Origin of the sequence: Citricoccus sp. NPDC079358, assembly GCF_040702545.1 — a bacterium.
Taxonomy (GTDB): Bacteria; Actinomycetota; Actinomycetes; order Actinomycetales; family Micrococcaceae; genus Citricoccus.
The window spans coordinates 1-19,641 of record NZ_JBFBLI010000019.1 but is presented as its reverse complement, the minus strand read 5'-3'; the positions used below and the strand labels follow the sequence as shown (position 1 = coordinate 19,641).

Here is a 19,641-nt window from a genome sequence, read left to right as displayed (position 1 = left end):
TGAAAGGCGTTGCGCGAAGACCCGGTCCTGGCTCAGCTGGCCCCTCAACGCAACGCGGCCGAACGTCCCCCGTAAGCCGGAAGGGCCTGCGGCGGCAGTTCAGGGGTGCTGCCGAGGGTCATCTGGGCGACGGGGCGATTCCGGATGCGGATCCCCTTACGGGCGGGCTTCGGAGCCGCTCAATTAACTGCCGTGCCGGTGCCCGTGGGCTCCTGGACGATTCCTGCTTGCTGTCGCTTTCCCTTGCGACGCAAAGTGGAACTAATCCTTTTGATGTTCGCCAACCTCTTACCCCTCTTCACGCCGTCTTCGCCGGCAAGCCAGCGGGCTCACTGTCGGAGCATAATGGGCTACATCCCAGTAAGCCGGGCGGTTTCAGGCCGGGCATACAGCAGCCGAATAGACTTTCGCCCTATGTGGGGAAACATTATTGTTGCCGCGATCGGACTGATTGGCGTGTTGGCGCCGGTCTATTGGGGGTCTCGGGGTCGCGTGAGCGAGCTGCGTTGAAAGAGCTCGTCGAAATCTTGAACGCGCTGCCTAAAGATGTGAGACGCAGGGATTTGCGAGAGCATCTGGAGACCAGGTTTCGGATTCTGGCCGCTGATTCGCATCCGAGCAAAGTGGCTATCACTCGACAGCGCACCCGTTTCCTATGGATCAGCATTCCTTCGGTGACCATTTTTTTCCTGGGTGGAACGATCGTCCTGGCTGATATGTCGGGCACGCCAGTTCTCCCGTCATTGGATCCTCTGCCGTTCATGATCCTCCTGTACGTAATCGTCCTCGCGTACGGCGGGGTGGGGTACAGCTCTCTTGCATGGCTCAGGCTCAAGAGGCTTGAGCGAATGGGGCAGCGCTCCGCAAGCTTGAGGCGGACAAAGAGGAGCGCCCGTTCCCATTCTGAGGGGGCTGTGGTTGTGAAGATGGGCTACGGCGAGCAGGACACTCCTGAGGTGTCCAAGCAGGTATACCTCTTGGACATATCAATCTCCGACCAAAGCAAGCTGTCAGAGTGGGTGCTGGAGGGCCCTTCTGACACATGTGTGGAGGCGGTTCTTAGTCATGGTCGGACAACCATCTCACTGTACTGGGGCGGTGGTGCCGATCCGTCGTTGGTCCTTTCCCGAAGATGTTGAGGTGGCCATTGGGCTCACAAAAGCCCCGGCTGGACTCAAGAGTTCTAGGAAGATAGCATCCATGGAACAACGAAACGCAAAAAACGAAAATCACGAACAGGGATGCTATGAGTATGAGCACCGCAACGCGGGAAACTTTCTTCGCGCCCCAGAACCTCGCCGCAGGGGATATTTACGACTTTATCGAAGCCCACATCGAGAAGACGGGTTCTCGCCCCTCACCACAGTTCTTTCTGTCGGGTCCGGACGCCGGGGATCAGGTGGAAATTCCCCACGAAGTCTATGAAGCTCTGATCAAGGTCGTGGAAGCCATGCGGAAAGGCATGGCGGTAACCGTCACCCCCAGTTCCATGACGCTAACTACCCAGCAGGCCGCGGACATCTTAGGGGTAACTCGGCCAACCCTCGTTAAGTTGCTTGACGAGGGGAGGATCCCCTTCGAGAAGCCAAAGACTCACCGCCGGGTTCGGCTTACGGATGTGGTTGCCTACAAGGAGGCCCGCAAAGCGCAACAGTATGAGGCGCTGTCTTCTATGGGCGATGTCGATGATGAGGAGCCCCAAGCTGTGGTTGCCAGGATGAAAAAGGCCCGCGAAGAGGCCGCGCGCCGCCGTCGCTCGAAATAGCAATGGCAGGATAGACGTATGTTTACCGCACTCCTCGATAGTTGCGTGCTTTGGCCGAGCACCCAAAGGGACTTTCTTCTGTCTCTGGCTTTTGAGGGCGCTTATCGCTTCGTCTTCAGTGAGGCGATTCTCGGGGAAGTCGGAGTCAACGAGGAACTCAAACTCATTGACCGAGGAAGTTCCCAGGAAGTGGCATGCGAGAAGGCAAGCCATCTGGTCGTTCAGATGCGCATGAGCTTCGCGGACTCACTCGTCCACGGCTGGGAAGGGTTGGAAGGAACCTACGGCCTTCCGGACCGCGATGACGAACATGTTCTTGCCGCAGCCGTCATCGGAGGAGCCGGGAGTATCGTGACGGAGAACTTGCGTGATTTTCCGGTCAAGACGGTCCCTGTTGGCATCCAGATTGTCAACGCAAAAACTTTTGCACACGAGACGGTAAGCATGCGGCCAGACCTGGGTCTGGCCGCAGTCACCGCGATGTCGCAACGTTCAGGAAGCAAATATCCAGCTCGGTCACCCATTGAAATTCTTGACACCCTTGACCGGCTCTACAGCATGAACGATGCCACCGACATCATCCGAGAGCTCCTCGACACCACCTACACCGGATCCTGATCTCCGGGGCACCTGACGTTACATGCAACCAATGATGATCCTGTCAGTAGCGACCCCGAGTTGCATACCTCGTGGACACTGGGCTTTGCGACCCGCGTCGTTGGAATCCACTGTCCTTGTTGACGGAGAGACCCTAGGGGAGTGCCGCCACGCAGCGAGGGTCGCGCCGCCACTCACACCGGTGGTGGTGGCACGACCCTCATGACTCATGCCGCGTCGAGTTCAGCGGGGGGATCGAACCTGTCGGCGACGAACGTGCGGAACAGTTCCAGGAGGTTTGATCCTGCGGCATGTGCTCTGAGCGCGACCTGGAGGTGGGTTTTCCGGCCGCGCTGAAGCGTGGGTTGCTGCTTGAGCCGGTCCTTGGGCGTCTTGAGGATTTTGCCGTTGGACAGGGCTACCGCTTGCTCTCCCTGGACGTAGGACAAGAGGCTGGTCTCGAAGAACCTGGTGGGGGACATCAGCAGATTGCGTCGGGTCCATCCGCGGGGAACGAGCAGTAGGGCTTTCCCATCTGTCACCGGGAGGGTTACTCGTTCGATCGCCCAGGTGTGCTGGTCGGGATCCCACACTTGGCGGTCGAACTCCGCTGTCTGGTGGGGCTGAGTCGAAAACTCTGGGTAGTGATCGAGCATCTGCTTGGTGAAGGCCGCCAGCGGTCCAAAGACGATCCGTGTGGTGATGTCCGAGGTGATGTCGCGGTCGACTCCTTCGACGAACAATGGCAGTTCCTCGATGTTCTTGAGGATGCCTAGGTGCAGGAGTGCCTCGAGATCGGTGTTCATCGCCTCCCAGATCCTGGTGCCGATGTCACTGGCCGCGCCATGGCCGCTGAACCCCGTCTCTGCCATGCCGAGCCGAGTCTCCCAAGGTTCGGTGAACCGCTGCAGGTCCGACTCGGCGTGGGTCCGCGCGGCAGGGTCGGTGGACATGACGGCGCGGGCAACGGTATCGAAGAAGCTGTCGAGACAGCGCACCGCTTCAGCGGCGAAGTGATCGGGTTCGCCTCGCAGTCGAATGACGTGCGGGTCGAGGAACATCAGGTTGTCGGTGTCGACGGTGACGTTCTCGAAGGGCACCGGTCCGGTGATTCCGTAGTATTTCTGGATCGAAGTCATGAGGACTCCTCCTTGTTGAAGGACCCTCGAAGTGGGGGCGGCGCCCCCGGTGACTTCTGTACGCTGGTAGAAGTGACGGAGTATCACTACCAGTGCCCTCGGGTCCTGTGATTCGGCCCCAACCCACTGCAATGGGTTGGGGCCGAAGTTTTCTAATGCATGGGCGACCTCTCATCGGCTTCCTCAGCATTTTGCTTCTTGGTGCGATTGCCCTGAATGTCAATCGAGGGACCGTTGAAGTTGATACACAACATCCCGTCCTCTTCGAACGGCTCGTACCGCCGACTGACGGTCGTGTCGATGTCGTAGGCCTCCATGAAGGCGACGGCGGAAACAAGTGTCTGACCGGACTTGGACGGTTCGCGCATTTCGTAAGTCCGCGCCGAGGGCTCCGCTGGCCGGATGGCCATGACGCGCCGCTCCTTGTCGAAAAGAAGCTCCACTACTTGCGCGCCTTTGATCAACTTGTGAGCAGGACCGTTGATCGAGACGATGCCGCGACGTTGCACGGTCACGCTCGGCGTGCCCTTCATCGGAGCGCTGCGCTTATCAAACACTTCGAACGCCATGCCATCTCCAAACTTTGTCGTGGAATCCTACTGATGTCTCCATGATTTCATACGGTCCGCTCGAAATACAGCGATTGCCTCCAAAGATTTGCCAAATATGCAGCCCGCTGGATTGGTACGCCTTGAAAAGTTTTCTAACGCACTTGCGAGTGCGGTGAACGCCAAGACCCAATATTCCCCGGAGTGTGTCACCGAGCGATCACGGAACGCCGCCAATTACCGTCTAGCTCCACGGAGGAACGGAAAAATGCTTCGGGCAGCGGCCCGTAGGCCCGCCCGGGATCCTTCCCGGCGGCGGGGCGTCATACGCCGCCTGCCTGGATGGATCCTCGTCCCATGCTGTTGCTTGCAGACGAGGGGGCAACGCCAAGAGCGCTACGTTGCAGTGGGTAGGTCGCGGATGCGTCGGTAGAGGGTGGCGCGGGACATGCCCAGATCACGGGCGACCTGTGCGGCGGGCTGGCCGGACTCGACGAGGTGGGCGGCACTGCGGATCTGGGAATCGGTGAAAGTCTGACGCCGTCCGCCGAGGTCCTGGCCGGCGGCTCGTCGCTTGGTGACGGAGTCGGTGATGCGTTCGCGCTTGATCTCCAGTTCCATCTGGGCCAGGGCTGCCATCACCGTGAAGACCATGGACCCCATGGGGGTGTGGGTGTCCACGTCTCCCCCACCCAGGTTCAGCACCCGCAGCCCGGCGCCCCGGTCCCGGAGGGTCTCGGCGAAGGCGAGCATGTTCTGCGTGGATCGACCCAACCGGTCCAGGGTGGTAATCACCAGGGTGTCCCCCTCCTGGAGTGCGGCCACCGTCTTGTCGAACTTCGGCCGGGAGGCCTGGGCACCGGACACTCCATGGTCGAGGTAGAGGTCATCCCGGCGGACGCCGGCTGCGATGAGGTCCTCGACCTGCCGGTCGGCGTCCTGCCTCCGGGTGGAGACCCGCGCGTACCCGATCAACTTCCCCATGATCACCCCGAGTGTCTCGCAACTAACGTTGAGTACTCGATTCTAGCCGCGGAGTTCCGATACATAGTTGCAAGAATCGTCGGGGGGCAACGAAGGCCGGAAATCCGCACCTTCCTGACGAGCCCATGTCCGCACCTATGAGACGTCTTGTAACCCATGACTTAGGAGACGTCTTGACACTCCAAGGGGCCACTCAAACGCCCCAATAATCACAAAAGCATGCCCGTTGTCTGGTGGCCCGCCTCATCGGCATCAGGACTCAGAATCCTGTCTGGATTCTTCTTGCTTCACGCCGAAGTAGAAACCGACCACCGCCGCGCCAAGGCCTTGAAGGCCAGAGATCGCGGCGATTGCGGAGGTTAGGTCGGCAGATCCAAAAAGTTCAGGATCAGTTGGCATGAACTTTGACACCAAGAAGGCCCCAATTGTCAACAGGTAGGTGCCAAGCAAAAACCAGAGGATGAGAAAGGCAAGATTCTTGCGCACGGTGTCGGGGTGACGCTTGTCCTTCGTCTCTTTAGAAGTAAACGATTCGGTTGTGTCCGGAAGCCGGTTTTCCCTGATTTCGAATACAGGCTCTGGCGTGGGTACTACACCTACGGCGTCGAATTCCGGTAAGAAGGGCCCATCCTCGGGTCCCTCTGAGATTGAATTTGAAGACTCGTTAGTCGACATCTTAGAGAGGCTTCAAGTAAAACGTATCTCCCCATCCAGGCGACTCCGTGCTGCCTTCTGTGGGCTCCGCATTGCCGTCTGGTGTCTGGGTGGCAGCCTGTCCATCCTTGGTTACTGACACAGTCCAGCCTTCGATGTTCCGCTCCTTGAGATGGCCTGCAAGGTAGGCACAAAGCTCTGGAGCACCTGTATTGGCGCTAGGGATCTCTGGCAATATGTCCTACTTACCTTGGGAGGGTTGAAATTTTGGATAGCACCACTCCCAACCGTTGTACCTCATTCTTGGGCGCCAACGTAGGGCCACGGGTCATGGACCGCCCCCATTGGATGAAATACAGATAGGATGTTGACGTGGTGCGCATTGGATGTGTAAATAGATGCACAGGCCGCCACGGACCGTTGTTGTCATCGGCGGCCCCAAGGGAGGAACTCAAAATGGCACCCACCGCGGAACAGCAGCTCGTTCGCTTGAACGTGAACATGAACGAGAAGACTGCTCAAGAGCTTCGGGACATAGCCGCGAGTGATCGTCTCTCCATTACCGAGGTAGTGCGTCGGGCGATCGCTCTCTACCACTATGTCCGGGCTGAAACGAAGAAGGGTCGCGTCCTGCAGATCGTGGACGTGGACGGCTCGAATAAGAGCGAGATCGTGCTCATGTAACCTTCGCATGCGAGTGCCCCCGACCATAGGTCGGGGGCACTCGCATGTGGTCATGGGAGCGGACCTGGTGACGGTCTCCCACACTGCAAGCGGATCAATTGATGACCGAACTGGACCACATGGGTTATGCCGTTCTTCGCGTTGCAGCCTTGGCTCAAACCCTGCTGTCGTTTCCAGGAGTCGACGGCACTGATGTCAGAAGTGGTCTTCACTGATCGGCCAGGGGACGTCGACACTGCGCCGCAAGGGGATCGTCTTGCGGACAGTGTCGGGGTCTGCGCAGTCCACTCCTGAAAAAGACACTCCTGCTTGCCTCCGCTGTCTCCAACGACCCTCGTCTGTCAGTGCCATGCGGGACTGTTCATAAACGAGCGTTTGTCGACGCTTCGTTTTGACCCGCGGGTGTGACTGTTGGAGGTAGGCGGCGGTGTCCTCACTGCGCTAGTCGGCGACCGAGGCCACGCTTTCCGTTGCGTTCGGTGGTTCCGCCGATGTCTCGGCGTGTCGACGCAGGTACTGGTATACGGTTTCGCGGCTGAGCCCGTACTGGCGGGCGAGTTCGGACTTCGGGGTGCCGGCCGTTGCGCGGGCGGCCAGCTCGGCTACCTGTTCTGGTGTCAGGGTGCGTTTACGTCCCTTGTAGGCTCCCCGTTGTTTGGCCAGGGCGATGCCTTCGCGCTGGCGTTCTCCAATCAGGGAGCGTTCGAACTCGGCGAAGGCGCCCATGACGGACAGCAGCAGGTTGGCCATCGGGGAGTCCTCTCCGGTGAAGACCAGGTGCTCCTTGACGAACTCGACTCGCACTCCCCTGCCGGTGAGGGTCCTCACGAGGGAGCGCAGGTCGTCCAGGTTCCGGGCCAGCCGATCCATGCTGTGGACCACGACGGTGTCCCCGTCGCGGGCGAAGCGGAGCAGCTCAGCTAGCTCGGGGCGGTTGGCGTCCCGGCCGGAGGCCTTGTCCGTGAACACCCGGTCCAGAACCTCACCTTCGAGCTGCCGTTGCTCGTTCTGGTCCAGGGTGCTGACCCGCACATACCCGATCCGCTGACCCGCCATCTGTGCCTCCCACCCTTATGCTGTCAGGTTGAAATCTAAGACCTGCGATCAAACCTGTCAAGAAATATAAGACCGGATCCTATTCTGACACCTGTGGACATGGTCGCCTGACGTCAGGTTGGGGTGTACCTCAGCCTGACGTCAGATCACTGGTGGACGTCATAGTTCAGCCGGTGGCGGTGGCGATGGTGGGGACGCCGGCCTTATCGATGGACACGGCGCGGGTGACCGTGGCGGAGGGTACCCCGTCGACGGTGGCGGTGACGGTGAACGTGAAGGTGTCGGGCAGGAACTGATGGTGCACGGTGTATCGGATGGCCGAGGCGTCCCCGTCCACGGCCAGGGGGCCCTCCTGGATGCGTCCGGTTCCGAGGCGTGTCAGCGTGGTGGTGTAGGTCACCGTGGATCCGGCCTGGGTCGGGGGCTGCCAGTCGAAGACGATGTCGTGGTGTGCGTTGCCGCCCTCACGTTTCGTCGCGGTGATCTTTGGGGTCCAGGTCCAGCCTGGCCGCAGGGGGTCGTTCCACGTCCCGGCTCTCACTTGGGTGCTCACGGTGCCCTGGACCGACCAGAGGGCGGCGGCCCCGGTCAGGCCGGTGCCGGCGAGCAGCACGGTCAGGAACACGATTACGGCGGCGCGCCAGGTGCGGCGGGAAATGCCGGCGCCGGTCTGGGTGCTCAACGTGGTCTCCTTCGGTGCGGTCGTGCGGGGGGGGGGTGCGGGTGTGGTGGCCGGGTCAGGACGCCCGGGCCGGCTGCGCCTCGGACCATGTCTTGTCGGCCTCGGTCTCGGCCGGGTTCTTTTCGGCCTCGTGCAGGGCCTTCGTGTCGGGGGCGTCCCGGCGGTCGCGGATCACACCGCGGCCCATGGAGAGGACCCCGTAGCCGATGAGCCCGATGGCCAGGAGGGTGATGATCGGGCCGCGCTGGGTCTGGCCCAGGGCATTGGCCACGAAGCCGACGTAGGGCACGGCGTAGAACAGGGCGCCGCGGACCTGGACTTCGCGCACCGGTTCCGGGTCGGCCACGGCGTTGTTGTCACCCTGGGTGAACAGGATCCGCTCATCAGCCTGGTCGGCGGTGACGGTGATGATGCGGTGGGTGATCACCTCGGGCCGGCCGGACTCGATTTGGTAGGTGATCACGTCCCCCACGGCCAGGGTGTCGAAGTTTTGGGGCTTGACGACCAGGAAGGTGCCCGGGGCGTAGTGCGGGGCCATGGAGGAGGTCAGCACGGAATAGGTCTGCGAGCCGGTGGCCAACGGCACCACGATCAGCACCACCGCCGCCAACGCGGAGATGCACAGCACGATGAACGAGACGGTCTGGCCGATCCACTGCAGCAAGGCCGGGGCCCGGTGAGGAGTGCGCTTGCTCATGGTCAGGCTCCTGGGGACTGTTGGGTGGCGGTCACGTCCACGGCGACGGTGGCGCATTGACCTCTCAAGGTGGTGGAGGCCCCGTCCCGCAGAGACATCCGTAGGCAGAACCGGCGCGACTCGTCCTGGGGAATGGTGGCCGAGGTGCCGGTATTGGCCTCGGTGTATCTGGCCTGGGTGCAGTCGCCCGATGTGGGGGCGGATACCTGGGCGGTCAGGGCGTTCTTCAGGGCCGGGACCGAGGCTTGGGTGATCCTCGGGGCGGCCACAGCCGCGATGACGGGCATTGGGGTCCCGGCGTCGGTGTGGTTGGCCACGGTGAGGGCGGCGTAGACGGGGGCCCCGGGCGTCAGGGGCCCGGAGGGGCCCGCGGGGGTGACCTGGACGGCCGTCCCGGCGACCGCCATGTCGGCCTCGTTGAGGGTGATCTTGAAGTCGGCGGCCTGCACGGTGCCCGCCGCAGAGGGGACGACGGCGTTCCACAACGCCCAGGTGCCGCCGACCCCTAGCAGGCCCACCACCGCCGCCAGGCCGATCAGCGCGGCAGCCTTCAGTTGAGCTGTGATGCGCATGATCATCCTCTCTCAGCAGGGGGGCGGTGGTGGTGGGCCGTTCAGGGGAAACCAGGGTCAGGACGTGCCGGACCCCGGTGGTCAGCTGGTCGGGGCCTGCTGCTCCAGGTAGTAACCGATCTCGGAGAAGTCCCAGGTGTCCTTGGTGTTCTCCTGCTTGTCCGCGTCGAGGCTGAAGGCAAAGGTGGTGGAGGCGGTCACCGGCTGGTCTTCGGTGTTGGCCTTGGTCAGCACGGTACTCGGCAAGACCTGCCCCTCGGCGTTGGTCAGGGTCGGCTCGGTGACGGTGATGTTCTTGGAGTTGTGGGCCTTGAGGGTCTCGACACCGGTCACCTCCAGGGTGGCCTGGAGCTTGTCACCGTCCAGGGTCGGGTTCACGACCTGGGTGTAGGTCAGCATCTCGCCCGGGACGACCCGGTAGGACTCGACCGTGATCTTCTCGCCCTGGCCGTTGGTCCAGACGCCCGGCTTGGCCTCTAGATCGAGGTTGCCGGAGGCGAGGGTCCCGGCGTTGGACTCGACGGAGTCGTTCCAGACGGCGAGGGTGCCACCGCCGCCGAGGAGGAGGGCCACGCCCAGGCCGGTGACGATTGCGCCCTTGGTCATCTTCTTCATGTCATACCCCTTAGTGGTATCGATCTTCGCCGGGGCTGGCGGGGATGCCAGCTCCCAGCGTCGATGCTGAGACGGTTACGGAAGCATTCGGCGCCTGCTCGACGGGGATGTCGTTGCCGCTACCGGCTTCCTGATGACCCTTAGTCCACCGCCCACCCCTCAAGGAAACCGGCGGATTCGCCCGAGCGTTCGCCAAAGATTTCCCCCGAGATTCCGTTCATCCGGGTGCGGCAATCTTGAGGTTGGGGACCACCGGGGTTTCTTGAGCCATTCTTTGGCAAAACCCGGGGCCCTCGTGTGGGTGCCTGCAGGATCATGGGGCCATGACCACTGCACCAGTACTTGATACTGATGCGCTGGACCGATTGGCAGAACAACTGGGCGATCCAGAAGTGCTGTGCGGATTCATCCGCCGGTACGAGTCCATGCTGGGCCAGCGCGTCGACAGACTGCACCACGCCCTGACCACCCAGGACCACGAGGACTGGATGGACGCCGTGCTGTCCTTGAAGACCTCCTCGGCCATGGCCGGGGCCACCGCCCTGTCCCGACTGGCGGCCGAGCTTCAGGACCAGCTGGCCAAGCGTCCGCCCGCCCCCGTGTGCTGGCCAGCCACGGACTGCCTGGAGAAGATCCTGACCAAACTCCGCCACCTGGCCGCCGAAACCGCCCGCCAACTCCAAGCCTTCCTGAGGAGCATCGCAACACCGGCCACCACGACCTGACATTCCGCGGGCCACCGCACAGAGCCCCACAAAGACTTACTCGTATAGGGTCTGAAATTTAGGGAATCCCCTCCCTATCAAGATCTGTCCGCACACCGTGACCCCACAGGAATTTCCCCACCTGAGAGGCCACGGTTCACACCAAGAACCAAAGGTATGCAATTGTCTCCGTCTCACTCTGTACAGCAGCGAACCATCCCGCTCACCTCGAGGGCACCGACCACCGTTCATCGGGCCCACCTTGCCCTGCCAGGATTACCCGGCACCGAGGACTTCACCGGTCCTGCGAATCACGTACCACTGTCCGCTCCGGTGGTCCCCGCACTGGACCTGTCCTGGCTGGAATCCGGCGTCGACGGGCGGTGGATGGACTCCCCGGATGAGGCGGTCCGGGCGCTGGAAGCGATTCTCTTGGGCGACGGGCCCGGGGGAGCGATCCTGACCGGAGAACTCGGTGATCGGCGCGAGACCATTGAGGCTGCCCTGGCCTCCGTGTCGGCGGACCGTGCGGTGTTCAGGCTGCACGGCAGTGCCTTCGCCTCGGCCACGCCCTATGGGGCCCTGGCCATCCTGCTCTCGGGGCTCCGTGAGGCCCCGCCGGCCCACCCCCACGGCATGATGCGGGTGCTGTCTGATTTCCTCTGCCCTCCCGGCGCCGAGCCGGCCATCGTGATCGTGTCCCAACCGGACCAGATCGATGCGGGCACTATCACCGTCCTGACCCAGCTGGCGCAGATCCGTCACATCACGTTGGTGGTCCATTGTGAGCGCTCTACCGATGTCCCGATCGACCTGGCCGCGCTGCGGCGGCTCGGGACCCTGACCGGGATCACCGTCTGGCCGCTGACGCCGGCGGCCAGCCAGAGCCTGGTGGAGGAGGTGGCCGGAGGCCCCGTGACGCGATTCGCGGCGACGGTCCTGTGGCAGCACAGCGCCGGGTTCGTGCATCGGCTGCGGCAGCTGACGCGGGACTGCATCTCCTCCGGAAAGCTGCGGCGCAGCGGGGCCGATTGGGTCCTCGACTCAGGCCCGTTGCCACGCCCGACCAACGGCGGGGATCCCTCCGCCATGCTGCGGGGCCTTCCCGTGCGGCAACGAGCCCTGCTGGAGATGTTGGCCATCTGCGGGCCCATGCGGGTGGGGGACCTCATCCATACCGGGTACGCCGCCGAGCTCGATGAGCTGGAGGAGTCCGGTGCCCTCCAGATCCGCAGTGAACACAGCGGTCGGGTGGCCCAGATGAGTGCCGTGCAGGCCGCGGAGACCATGGCGTCGATCGAGCCGGACCGCCAGCGTGAGCTGTCGGCGACTCTGGAGATGTTGGATCCCGGCTACCTCAGCGTGCTCCGGGCGGCGCAGGACTTCGTGGCCATCGGCAATTCGGCCGCGGCCGTGGTCCTGTTCGTCGACCACGAGGGCACCCCTGCCGAATCGATCCGGCCAGCCTCGGTGAGGGGCAGGATGCACCTGGCGTGGGCCGAGACGCGGGCGCGGTTCATGGTGGGTGATCTGGAGGGTGCGGAGGAGGTCCTGAGGAACTCCCCAGAACGCGGCACTGCGCCCCTCATTGTGCAGGCCGCAGCGCTGGCCGGGGTACGTGGCGACGCGCGTCGGGTCATCGACCTGCTGGACTCCCTGCCGGAGGACCAGCCAGACCCGGAGACTGACGATGGTGCCATTTTCACGCGCGAATCCATCCGGTGCCGGGCCCGGGCCATCCGGGCTGAGGCCCTGGCCCTGTCCGATGACCAGGCCGGGGCCATCCAGATCGTGCTCGAGTTGGACCGGGAGCTGGCCGAATTCAAGAACCTGGGCATCATCAATGACGTGATCGGTCCCTTTGAACGGGCCCTGCTGGCCGAGTCCATGCTGACCGTGCTGGTCACGTGTGGGCAGCTGGACCGCTGCCGGGACCTCGCCGAGGCGGTCCTGGCCGGACGGCACGGAAATCCCTATGCGGTGCAGTACGCCGATCTGGTCCTGGCTGTCCTGGACGTCCTCGGCGGTGACCATGAGCGAGCCGGCCAGCGAGCCGCCACGGCGGTCGCACAGCTGGATCGGCTTGGTCGTCCGCAAGACCTGGAGACGGCTTTGGCGGTCAAGGTCCTCTGTGCAGATGTCCTCGATGGTCCGCACGGATCAGAGGGCGCGGCAGGTGAAGCATCGTCCCGCGTGTTGGAGTCGCGCATGCAGGATTTCCACCGCAGCCGTGAGGGCCAGCCGCTCGGACGGCTCGGGTGGATGGCGGAACTGTTGCTGGCGTGGTCCATGGGGCGGATCCACTCTCCCCAGGCGCGGACGGCGCGGTTGCTGGCCCTTGCCGACCGTGCCGCTGCCGAGGGGCTCTACGCGGTGGAGTTCGCCGCGGTGTCCGCAGCGGTCCACGCTGGGGAGACAGGGCTCGCCGCCCGCCTGGCCGAGACTGCAGCGAGCACCCAGACGGTGGCTTCGGTGCCGCACCTGATGCTGGCCCACTCGGTACTGGAGGACGATTCGGAGCGGTTGTTCCAGGCCTTGGAGCTGTTGGCTTTCGCGGGATATGCGGGGCACTTCGAACAGGGTGACCTGCCGCTGGTCCGGGGCCTGACGGCCCCTCAACTCCGGCGGTTGGCGGAGGCTGCCGGCGCCGGCCGCCGGACCAGTCCGGAGCCGGAGGAGCCGGGGGGCGAACCGGCCTGGATGGTGGAGTTGACTCGCCGGGAGAAGGAGATCTCCCGGCTCGTGGTGGTCGGCAAGACGAATGCGATGATCGCCCGGATCAGCGGGATCTCGGTCCGGACGGTGGAGGGCCACCTCTACCAGGTCTACGCGAAGCTACACCTCAAGGGCCGTGCTGAACTGGCCCGCCTGGCTGCCGCCCACACCCCGCAGCAGCACCGGTCATGACCGCTCCGCAGAACGGGCGTCAGGCGCCGTCAGCCCGGACCGGTCGCGGCCCTCACCTGGACACCCTCGTGGACGTGCTGCAGGGGAAGCCGACCGCCGGGGCAGTGATCCTCGGGGGGCCGGGCATGGGCAAGTCCTCGCTGGTCCAGCAGGCACTGAAGGTGTCCGGCCGCCTCGGAGACGTGCAGACCGTCCAATGCAGCCCGAGCCTGAGGGAGGTGACCTACGGGGCACTGTCCCCCCTGCTGATCGGCTTGCCCCGGTTGGAGACCCCGGTGGAGGTCCTGCGCGCCCTGCAGCAGGGCCACACCGCACCGGTGATCGTGGTGGTCGATGTCCAGCACCTGGATGCCGCCAGCGCCTTCGTGCTGGCCCAGCTGGTCCAGAACCAGGCCGCCACCCTCCTGGCCATGGGCACCGGCCCGCTCGACCGGGCCTCCGGCCTGGCCGCCCTGGCAGACACCGGGGTGCTGCGGACGATCCACCTGGAGCCGGCCGACGTGGACCGCGTGCGGCGTCAGTGCGAACACATGCTGGACGGGCCCGTGACCCTCGGGACGGCACGGGCCATCCACGGGATGACCGGTGGTAACCCGCGGCTGATCAACGCGTACCTGGCCTCCGCCAGGGACCAGGGGGTCCTGGTCCGGGCACCGGGCGGCGCATCCATGCCGGGGCTTCCGGCGCCGTGGGTCCTGTTGCGGGCCGCTCCGGAACCGGACGGGCGCCTGATCGACACCGTGGAGACGATGCAGGACGCGTTGTTGCCCGGTGAGCGGGAGACGCTGGAGCTGGCCGCCCTGGCCGGAGGTACACCGCGGTCCCTGCTGCGTGCCCTCGCCGGGGAACATGTCCACGACCTGCTCGAGGCCGGGTTGCTCCGGGAGAAGGGATCCGGAGACACCGTGGATCTGGCCGCGGTGATCCATGCCGAGGTGCTGCGGGCCCACATCGCTCCCGGACGGAGCTTCGAGCTGTACAAGAGGTGGGTGGCCGCTGGCGGCGATGCCGAACAGGGCCGGACGGCCCGCAGCGTGCTCTGGGCCCTGGAGTGCGGACAGGGTGTGCCGGTCAACCAGCTCATGGACGCCAGCTACGCGGCGCTGCAGGTCAAGGACTGGCCGACGGCCCGAGCCCTGGCACCCCACGTGGCCGGGTCCAAGGAACCGCGGGCGGCGCTGTTGGCCTCGGAGCTGATGCTCCTGGGCGGACGCACCTGGGCGGCCCGCAAGGAGCTGGAGGACCTCGCCGTCCAGACCTCGGATCAGGGCCTGAGGACGGAGGCGTTGTCCCTGCTCGCCCTCAGCCTCGTGAGCGCCGGCGAGGCCCCCAATGTCTGGGCTGCCCTGCCGCCGCTGTTCTCGAGCTTCCGGGAACGCCAGCCGACGCCGTCCGACTCACCCTCCGAGTTGCTGAGCCTGATGGAGTTGATCAGTCGCGGCGCCCCTGACCTGCACCGCCCCGAAGTGCAGGAACAGTTGCAGCGCGTCATCGATGATCCCGACACCCAGGACTTCACGCGCGCCACCATGCTGCTCATGCGGGCCGAGGCACTGACCATGGCGGGGGACCCGGAGGCTGCCGCCCGGACCGCCGAGCGCGCCTACGAGATGGCTCGGAGGTTTCCCGCCTTCTCCGCGCGATTCGATCTCCAATGCATAGCCACCCTCGTGCTCGCCCACGTCACCGCCGGGTACACGGATCGGGCACGGGAACTCCTCGAGGAACAGATGGCCCTGGAGCCGCGGCTGTGGCACCAGAGATCGGGCACCATCCTGGCCTTGCAACACCTGATGGAGAACGCCGATGGCACGCCGGAGGGCGCCTACCCGTGGATCGAGGACGCCGTGGTGGAACTGCGTCAGCACGATCCCCTGCAGCTGTTGCCGCTGGCCGAGGCCATGCTGGCCCCCCGGCGGGCCAGCGTCACGGTCGGGATGCCGAGCCCCACCGCCGAAGAACGGGCGGTGAGGCACATCTCCGGCCCGGAATCCTGGTGCCTGATGTCCCTGGCCCTCTTCAGCATCGCCGAGGACCGTCACCCCGACCTCGCGGGCGTGGGTCGTCCACTGTGGCGTAGGGTCCTGGACGATCCACGGCTGCAGCGCCGTCCCGTGGTCCGGCGGGAGATCCTGCTGTGCCTGATCATGATGCGCGACCCGGCGGATGTTGAGCAGGGACTGCTGCGGGAGTTCCAAGAGGTGACCACCGCCACGGCCGGGCCCCGGGCTGAGGGCTTCGCCCGCGTGCTGGAACCGTCTCTCGCGCAGGACCATCGGGGCCTGGCGGAGGCCGCCGGACAGACGGCCGCCGCCGGGACCATCCTTGCGGCGGCGTTCGCCTGGGCCCAAGTGGTCCTGCTCCACCACCACGCCGGTGACCTGCGACGCCGGGGCGAGGCCCTGCGCCACCTCAAGCGATTGGAGGTGCGCGCCGGGGTCCGATTCCCGCCCTACATCGCCGGGGCCCAGGCCCTCGGCGCGCTGACGGCGCGCGAGCGGGAGATCGTGGAACTCGCAGCACAGGGCCTGAGCAACGCCGAAGTGGCGGAACGGCTCTTCGTCTCCCAGCGCACCGTGGAGGGCCACCTGTACCGGGTCTTCACGAAGCTCGGGATCACCGAGCGGTCCGAACTGCGGGACGTGCAGTTCTGACCGGCCGCGGGCCTCTGAGCTGCTGGCGAACTGACACCGACAGCACGGCACCTGCTCCACGTGGAGCAGGTGCCGTGCCGTTTAAACTCTTGGATTGCACCGGAGTGAGGCATTCTTTGCATCGTGTCGAGGCAAGGGGCGGCCGTTCGCGCTCAGTCATGCCCGATTGGGGATCCCCACCCGGTGTTCTGCGGGTGCCAGCCGAAACGACCAAGGCTCAGCGGAATGGGTCGTGCCAAGATACAAGGCCCGTGGTCCTGCCACCCTCGGCGTGCGCCCGCTCGCTCGGCCGTGAATGCGCTCTTGGCCTTCGACGGGGACCGGTGAGCGTGAGACAGGGGCGTGGACACGTTAGCAGTTGAAGTGTTGAGTAATCCTGCTGTTTCCATTGAGGTAAAGGGATTTCACGGGTACGCTCCAAACAGGCGCAAAGAGGCGGTGGCTCACGCCGCCGCCTCTTGTCGGACCTAATGCAGATGAGCCCGCATCCCCGCGGGCTTGGTCCATCTGTCGATCCGTGTGCACCGTCTCACTGGGCCCCTTCAGGGTATCGAAGGGGCCCTCGGCGTTGGTAGTGGCCTTTTGTCTATACTTCCGGACCGCGATGCCCAGCCGACAGACTCCGATCACTCTGATCCAAGTCGCAGCGGCATGGCGCTGAAACGTGGGCGGGGGCGTCTGCCGCTGCTCTCCGTGGTTCGGGTTGTTTTCATCGCCGTCACTGCCGCCGGGTCCACCTTGCGGCGTGGGGTCGGACTCGGCAAGCCGACGGGGCCGCGCGCCGTGGGGCGCGTCACCGCTGACGGTCCGGCTCTGGGAGCCGCAGAACCTTGAAAAGGCGTTACGCGAAGACCCGGTCCTGGCTCAGCTGGCCCCTCAACGCAACGCGGCCGAACGTCCCCGTAGGCCGGAAGGGCCTGCGGCGGCAGTTCAGAAGTGCTGCCGAGGGTCATATGGGCGACGGGGCGATTCCTTAGGGGGATCCCCGACCGGCACACGAGTCGGCTGCGGCGTGGTGGCCTTCCGGTGTGGGGCGATTGTGGGGTGCAATGCCTGTTGCCCCGGAGGCTGTCAGGAACGCGAGGTGCCTTTTACCTGTGGCGAATCCATGGGTGGGGCCAGGGGCAGTCGGACGGCGGTTGGCTGGGACCTCAAGACTTGGTGCCTTTGGTGACAGGATGAGGACCATGGCTGAGCTCGATCCCAACGTCCGGCAGGAGGTGGTGCGTCGTGTCTTGGTTCTTGGCTGTGAGGACTGGGTTCGCTTCCGTGAGATCGAAGGGATCGTCCTAGACGTCATGACCGAAACTGCCGGAATCACTGCACTCGGCCCGGACGATAGCCGCGATTCCGGACTCGCGACATCGCTGGCTGTGGAGGTGTCCGTAAGCATGTGCGACGAGGGCTTGCTGACCCCGGGCCGGTATGAGAGCGCAGGGTTTTGCCGGTGGAGCGAACGCGGTGACGCGCTACGCCGGCGAATTATGGACCATGTGCGCGCGCCCTGGACGGAACCGGTGGCCTGCATCGTCAACGTCATGTTTGATCCAACGGAGCCGGGAAGACAGTTACTGGCCACCGCTGAAACAGTCGCCGATACCCCCACGCCGATGGACTAAGTGATGCCAACGAGAAGACGGTTCCGCGGGACTCGGGTTTCTCACCGGCGTTCAGAGACTGGCCTCTTGAGGGCGGGTTGTCGACCGCCCCATAAGAGGATCCGGGGCCGGTACAAGTAGGCGATGCCCTCGACCATCCGCCGGTGGTCGCCGAACGGATGCCCACGCCGGCTCTGATTCGAGGGCAACAACGGCACGATCGGCTACCACTGCTTGTCCGTGAACACTCGATATCACAATCCCGTTGTGAGCTCACCCGGCCCACCTGCCGCGAGCCTCACCGACGATAGGGAAGACACGACCTAGGGGATTGACGTCAGCTAGTAGCGGAGCGCCAAAATTTGTCGGGCATCAAGTGCGACCCGGCCGCTCTGAGGGCAGGTGGGCTCCAATGAACTACGGCAAGGCGTCATCCGGATCAGTACACTAACGGGCAAACCTTAGACGGCCAGAGAGGACCCCTCGCCAGACGACGACCTGCTTCGCGGTTTGGCAGTTCCAGGGACGGCACATAAGTCAGAGGACGGACCGATGAATGTCGCTATTGATTTCATTTTTTATCTAAGTTTGACAACCATTGTAGTCGTCTCCGCCGTCTATGTTTCTATCCTGCTCCGAGCGTACGACGACGGAAGTTTACAGCTGTTCACGGACGAGTCCCTCCTGCGGGCGCTCTCGCAACATTCACTCGAAGACATACGGGTGCTGGGTGACATGGATCGGCTTCGAATGGCTGAAACTATTGAGAGCTTGCAGCATAACCTTACGGCGTACAATTCGGCCGGTAAAGAGAATGTAGCCGAAGTTATTGCTACGATAGTAGTCGATCCAGTCAAAGCATCTAAGTATGAAAAAAAAGTCGCAGACATTCGCGAGAGAGGTAGGGTTGCAAAAAAAGAGGCGCAGTCACAATTCGTCGTTGCGGTCGATTCCGCTATGAACACGCCATTGTTGCGAACTGTCAAGGTTTATCGGCGGGCCGCGATGCGGGCGCGTTGGAAGCTGTGGCGCGCTGGATTTGCAGACAATGCGGTGGCGGTCGTTAGAGGAGCCTTGCGGTACAAGGTGATGGCATCCCTGGTCATTGCCGGTGGATTTCTGATCGTGGGGCTTGCAAAGGTATTGATGGGGAGCAGGCTCCAAGTTACCGACGCCTTTCCGACATTGGTTGTATTGGTGAGTGCGGCGGCTGGCTCTTTTTCGTCTCCGATCCGTGTCCTTTGGCAGGTGATGTCTCGTCAAATGGCAGGTCTGGTAGGAGATAATCTTGAGGCTCGTCGGAATCGGCAGCTGCTGGCAGTCGGACTTCCAGCATTAGTATTTATTTCTGCGCTGATCGCGTATTTCGGTCCTCACTTGTCGCTGGCCTTGTCGGCGTTGTTTGTCAATGAACTTTCGCGCCCTGAAGCGACTCTAATTCCTCGAGTATTTTCGTTTCTCGGCTCTCTGATGTTGGTATTTATCATTTGGTCGCTGTGTGTGGACGCGGTCCGGGCCCTGCGACCAAATCATCCCGTGAAGGCACGAACCGACACGGCAGGTGCTTCGCTTCTTATGGCTCTGAGGAATTCTCTTCCGTGGAGCGCCCGGCTTCGGTTGCTGGCGTTGACTTTCTTGCTTGCTCCGCTGCTCACGTTGATGTTGGCCGTGAGCCTGGCGATGTCTTTCCAGCCGCAGGTGTTGTCAGAACGACTGGCAGGGCCAGGGGTCGAGGCAACGTTGATCGTTGTATCACTAATGATGGGGGGAGGCTTCGTCTTACTC

The 19,641-nt window shown here is 63.7% G+C and carries 18 protein-coding genes; 9 read left to right on the top strand and 9 right to left on the bottom strand.

Annotated elements, in window-relative coordinates; translation table 11 throughout:
- Window positions 1-674: 674 nt before the first annotated feature.
- The 3 genes from AB0333_RS15975 to AB0333_RS15965 all read left to right on the top strand — a co-directional run bounded on the left by AB0333_RS15975 (window position 675) and on the right by AB0333_RS15965 (window position 2,383).
- Window positions 675-1,139 (top strand): hypothetical protein, encoded by a 465-nt coding sequence (locus tag AB0333_RS15975; protein ID WP_366219679.1) that lies wholly within the window; start codon window positions 675-677, stop codon window positions 1,137-1,139.
- Between the two features lie 113 nt (window positions 1,140-1,252).
- Window positions 1,253-1,765, top strand: coding sequence for a helix-turn-helix domain-containing protein (locus tag AB0333_RS15970; RefSeq protein WP_366219678.1), 513 nt, complete (start codon window positions 1,253-1,255; stop codon window positions 1,763-1,765).
- A gap of 18 nt (window positions 1,766-1,783) precedes the next feature.
- Window positions 1,784-2,383 carry a PIN domain-containing protein gene (locus AB0333_RS15965; RefSeq protein WP_366219677.1) on the top strand — a complete coding sequence of 200 codons (600 nt, stop codon included), beginning with the start codon at window positions 1,784-1,786 and terminating at the stop codon, window positions 2,381-2,383.
- 206 nt (window positions 2,384-2,589) lie between these two features.
- On the opposite strand, the gene AB0333_RS15960 is transcribed toward AB0333_RS15965, so the two are convergent.
- The 4 genes from AB0333_RS15960 to AB0333_RS15945 form a co-directional block, all read right to left on the bottom strand.
- Window positions 2,590-3,501 (bottom strand): hypothetical protein, encoded by a 912-nt coding sequence (locus tag AB0333_RS15960; protein ID WP_366219676.1) that lies wholly within the window; start codon window positions 3,499-3,501, stop codon window positions 2,590-2,592.
- Between the two features lie 152 nt (window positions 3,502-3,653).
- Window positions 3,654-4,070 (bottom strand): hypothetical protein, encoded by a 417-nt coding sequence (locus AB0333_RS15955; protein WP_366219675.1) that lies wholly within the window; start codon window positions 4,068-4,070, stop codon window positions 3,654-3,656.
- A gap of 375 nt (window positions 4,071-4,445) precedes the next feature.
- The gene (locus AB0333_RS15950) at window positions 4,446-5,033 is read right to left on the bottom strand and encodes a recombinase family protein (protein ID WP_366219674.1); all 588 of its coding nucleotides are present in this window, start codon (window positions 5,031-5,033) and stop codon (window positions 4,446-4,448) included.
- A gap of 252 nt (window positions 5,034-5,285) precedes the next feature.
- Window positions 5,286-5,708: a hypothetical protein gene (locus AB0333_RS15945; RefSeq protein ID WP_366219673.1), complete on the bottom strand. Its 423-nt coding sequence runs from the start codon at window positions 5,706-5,708 to the stop codon at window positions 5,286-5,288.
- A 435-nt stretch (window positions 5,709-6,143) separates the two neighbouring features.
- On the opposite strand from AB0333_RS15945, the gene AB0333_RS15940 reads away from it, so the two are divergent.
- Window positions 6,144-6,371 carry a CopG family transcriptional regulator gene (locus AB0333_RS15940; protein ID WP_366219672.1) on the top strand — a complete coding sequence of 76 codons (228 nt, stop codon included), beginning with the start codon at window positions 6,144-6,146 and terminating at the stop codon, window positions 6,369-6,371.
- 441 nt (window positions 6,372-6,812) lie between these two features.
- On the opposite strand, the gene AB0333_RS15935 is transcribed toward AB0333_RS15940, so the two are convergent.
- The 5 genes from AB0333_RS15935 to AB0333_RS15915 all read right to left on the bottom strand — a co-directional run bounded on the left by AB0333_RS15935 (window position 6,813) and on the right by AB0333_RS15915 (window position 9,993).
- The gene (locus tag AB0333_RS15935; protein WP_366219671.1) at window positions 6,813-7,427 is read right to left on the bottom strand and encodes a recombinase family protein; all 615 of its coding nucleotides are present in this window, start codon (window positions 7,425-7,427) and stop codon (window positions 6,813-6,815) included.
- 166 nt (window positions 7,428-7,593) lie between these two features.
- The gene (locus AB0333_RS15930) at window positions 7,594-8,109 is read right to left on the bottom strand and encodes a hypothetical protein (protein WP_366219670.1); all 516 of its coding nucleotides are present in this window, start codon (window positions 8,107-8,109) and stop codon (window positions 7,594-7,596) included.
- A 55-nt stretch (window positions 8,110-8,164) separates the two neighbouring features.
- Window positions 8,165-8,806, bottom strand: a complete 642-nt coding sequence (locus AB0333_RS15925; protein ID WP_366219669.1) for a signal peptidase I — start codon at window positions 8,804-8,806, stop codon at window positions 8,165-8,167.
- A 2-nt stretch (window positions 8,807-8,808) separates the two neighbouring features.
- Complete coding sequence (locus AB0333_RS15920) at window positions 8,809-9,378, bottom strand: SipW-dependent-type signal peptide-containing protein (protein WP_366219668.1); 570 nt, start codon at window positions 9,376-9,378, stop codon at window positions 8,809-8,811.
- 81 nt (window positions 9,379-9,459) lie between these two features.
- On the bottom strand, window positions 9,460-9,993 hold the full coding sequence (locus AB0333_RS15915; protein ID WP_366219667.1) for an alternate-type signal peptide domain-containing protein: 534 nt from the start codon (window positions 9,991-9,993) through the stop codon (window positions 9,460-9,462).
- Between the two features lie 323 nt (window positions 9,994-10,316).
- On the opposite strand from AB0333_RS15915, the gene AB0333_RS15910 reads away from it, so the two are divergent.
- The 5 genes from AB0333_RS15910 to AB0333_RS15890 form a co-directional block, all read left to right on the top strand.
- Window positions 10,317-10,718 carry an Hpt domain-containing protein gene (locus AB0333_RS15910; RefSeq protein ID WP_366219666.1) on the top strand — a complete coding sequence of 134 codons (402 nt, stop codon included), beginning with the start codon at window positions 10,317-10,319 and terminating at the stop codon, window positions 10,716-10,718.
- Window positions 10,719-11,030: 312 nt separating this feature from the next.
- Window positions 11,031-13,604, top strand: a complete 2,574-nt coding sequence (locus AB0333_RS15905) for a helix-turn-helix transcriptional regulator (RefSeq protein WP_366219665.1) — start codon at window positions 11,031-11,033, stop codon at window positions 13,602-13,604.
- Complete coding sequence (locus tag AB0333_RS15900; protein ID WP_366219664.1) at window positions 13,601-16,258, top strand: LuxR C-terminal-related transcriptional regulator; 2,658 nt, start codon at window positions 13,601-13,603, stop codon at window positions 16,256-16,258. The genes AB0333_RS15905 and AB0333_RS15900 overlap by 4 nt, the downstream gene beginning before the upstream one ends.
- A gap of 1,187 nt (window positions 16,259-17,445) precedes the next feature.
- The gene (locus tag AB0333_RS15895) at window positions 17,446-17,877 is read left to right on the top strand and encodes a hypothetical protein (RefSeq protein WP_366219663.1); all 432 of its coding nucleotides are present in this window, start codon (window positions 17,446-17,448) and stop codon (window positions 17,875-17,877) included.
- A gap of 531 nt (window positions 17,878-18,408) precedes the next feature.
- The coding region (locus AB0333_RS15890) for a hypothetical protein (RefSeq protein ID WP_366219662.1) at window positions 18,409-19,641 on the top strand (1,233 nt) is incomplete at its 3' end.

Bases quoted from the DNA above. Each gene is read 5' to 3' on its own strand.
- AB0333_RS15965 (WP_366219677.1), top strand. From the start codon at position 1,784: ATGTTTACCGCACTCCTCGATAGTTGCGTGCTTTGGCCGAGCACCCAA.
- AB0333_RS15935 (WP_366219671.1), bottom strand. From the start codon at position 7,427: ATGGCGGGTCAGCGGATCGGGTATGTGCGGGTCAGCACCCTGGACCAG.
- AB0333_RS15950 (WP_366219674.1), bottom strand. From the start codon at position 5,033: ATGGGGAAGTTGATCGGGTACGCGCGGGTCTCCACCCGGAGGCAGGAC.
- AB0333_RS15955 (WP_366219675.1), bottom strand. From the start codon at position 4,070: ATGGCGTTCGAAGTGTTTGATAAGCGCAGCGCTCCGATGAAGGGCACG.
- AB0333_RS15940 (WP_366219672.1), top strand. From the start codon at position 6,144: ATGGCACCCACCGCGGAACAGCAGCTCGTTCGCTTGAACGTGAACATG.
- AB0333_RS15895 (WP_366219663.1), top strand. From the start codon at position 17,446: ATGGCTGAGCTCGATCCCAACGTCCGGCAGGAGGTGGTGCGTCGTGTC.
- AB0333_RS15970 (WP_366219678.1), top strand. From the start codon at position 1,253: ATGAGCACCGCAACGCGGGAAACTTTCTTCGCGCCCCAGAACCTCGCC.
- AB0333_RS15945 (WP_366219673.1), bottom strand. From the start codon at position 5,708: ATGTCGACTAACGAGTCTTCAAATTCAATCTCAGAGGGACCCGAGGAT.
- AB0333_RS15900 (WP_366219664.1), top strand. From the start codon at position 13,601: ATGACCGCTCCGCAGAACGGGCGTCAGGCGCCGTCAGCCCGGACCGGT.
- AB0333_RS15960 (WP_366219676.1), bottom strand. From the start codon at position 3,501: ATGACTTCGATCCAGAAATACTACGGAATCACCGGACCGGTGCCCTTC.
- AB0333_RS15915 (WP_366219667.1), bottom strand. From the start codon at position 9,993: ATGAAGAAGATGACCAAGGGCGCAATCGTCACCGGCCTGGGCGTGGCC.
- AB0333_RS15910 (WP_366219666.1), top strand. From the start codon at position 10,317: ATGACCACTGCACCAGTACTTGATACTGATGCGCTGGACCGATTGGCA.
- AB0333_RS15920 (WP_366219668.1), bottom strand. From the start codon at position 9,378: ATGCGCATCACAGCTCAACTGAAGGCTGCCGCGCTGATCGGCCTGGCG.
- AB0333_RS15925 (WP_366219669.1), bottom strand. From the start codon at position 8,806: ATGAGCAAGCGCACTCCTCACCGGGCCCCGGCCTTGCTGCAGTGGATC.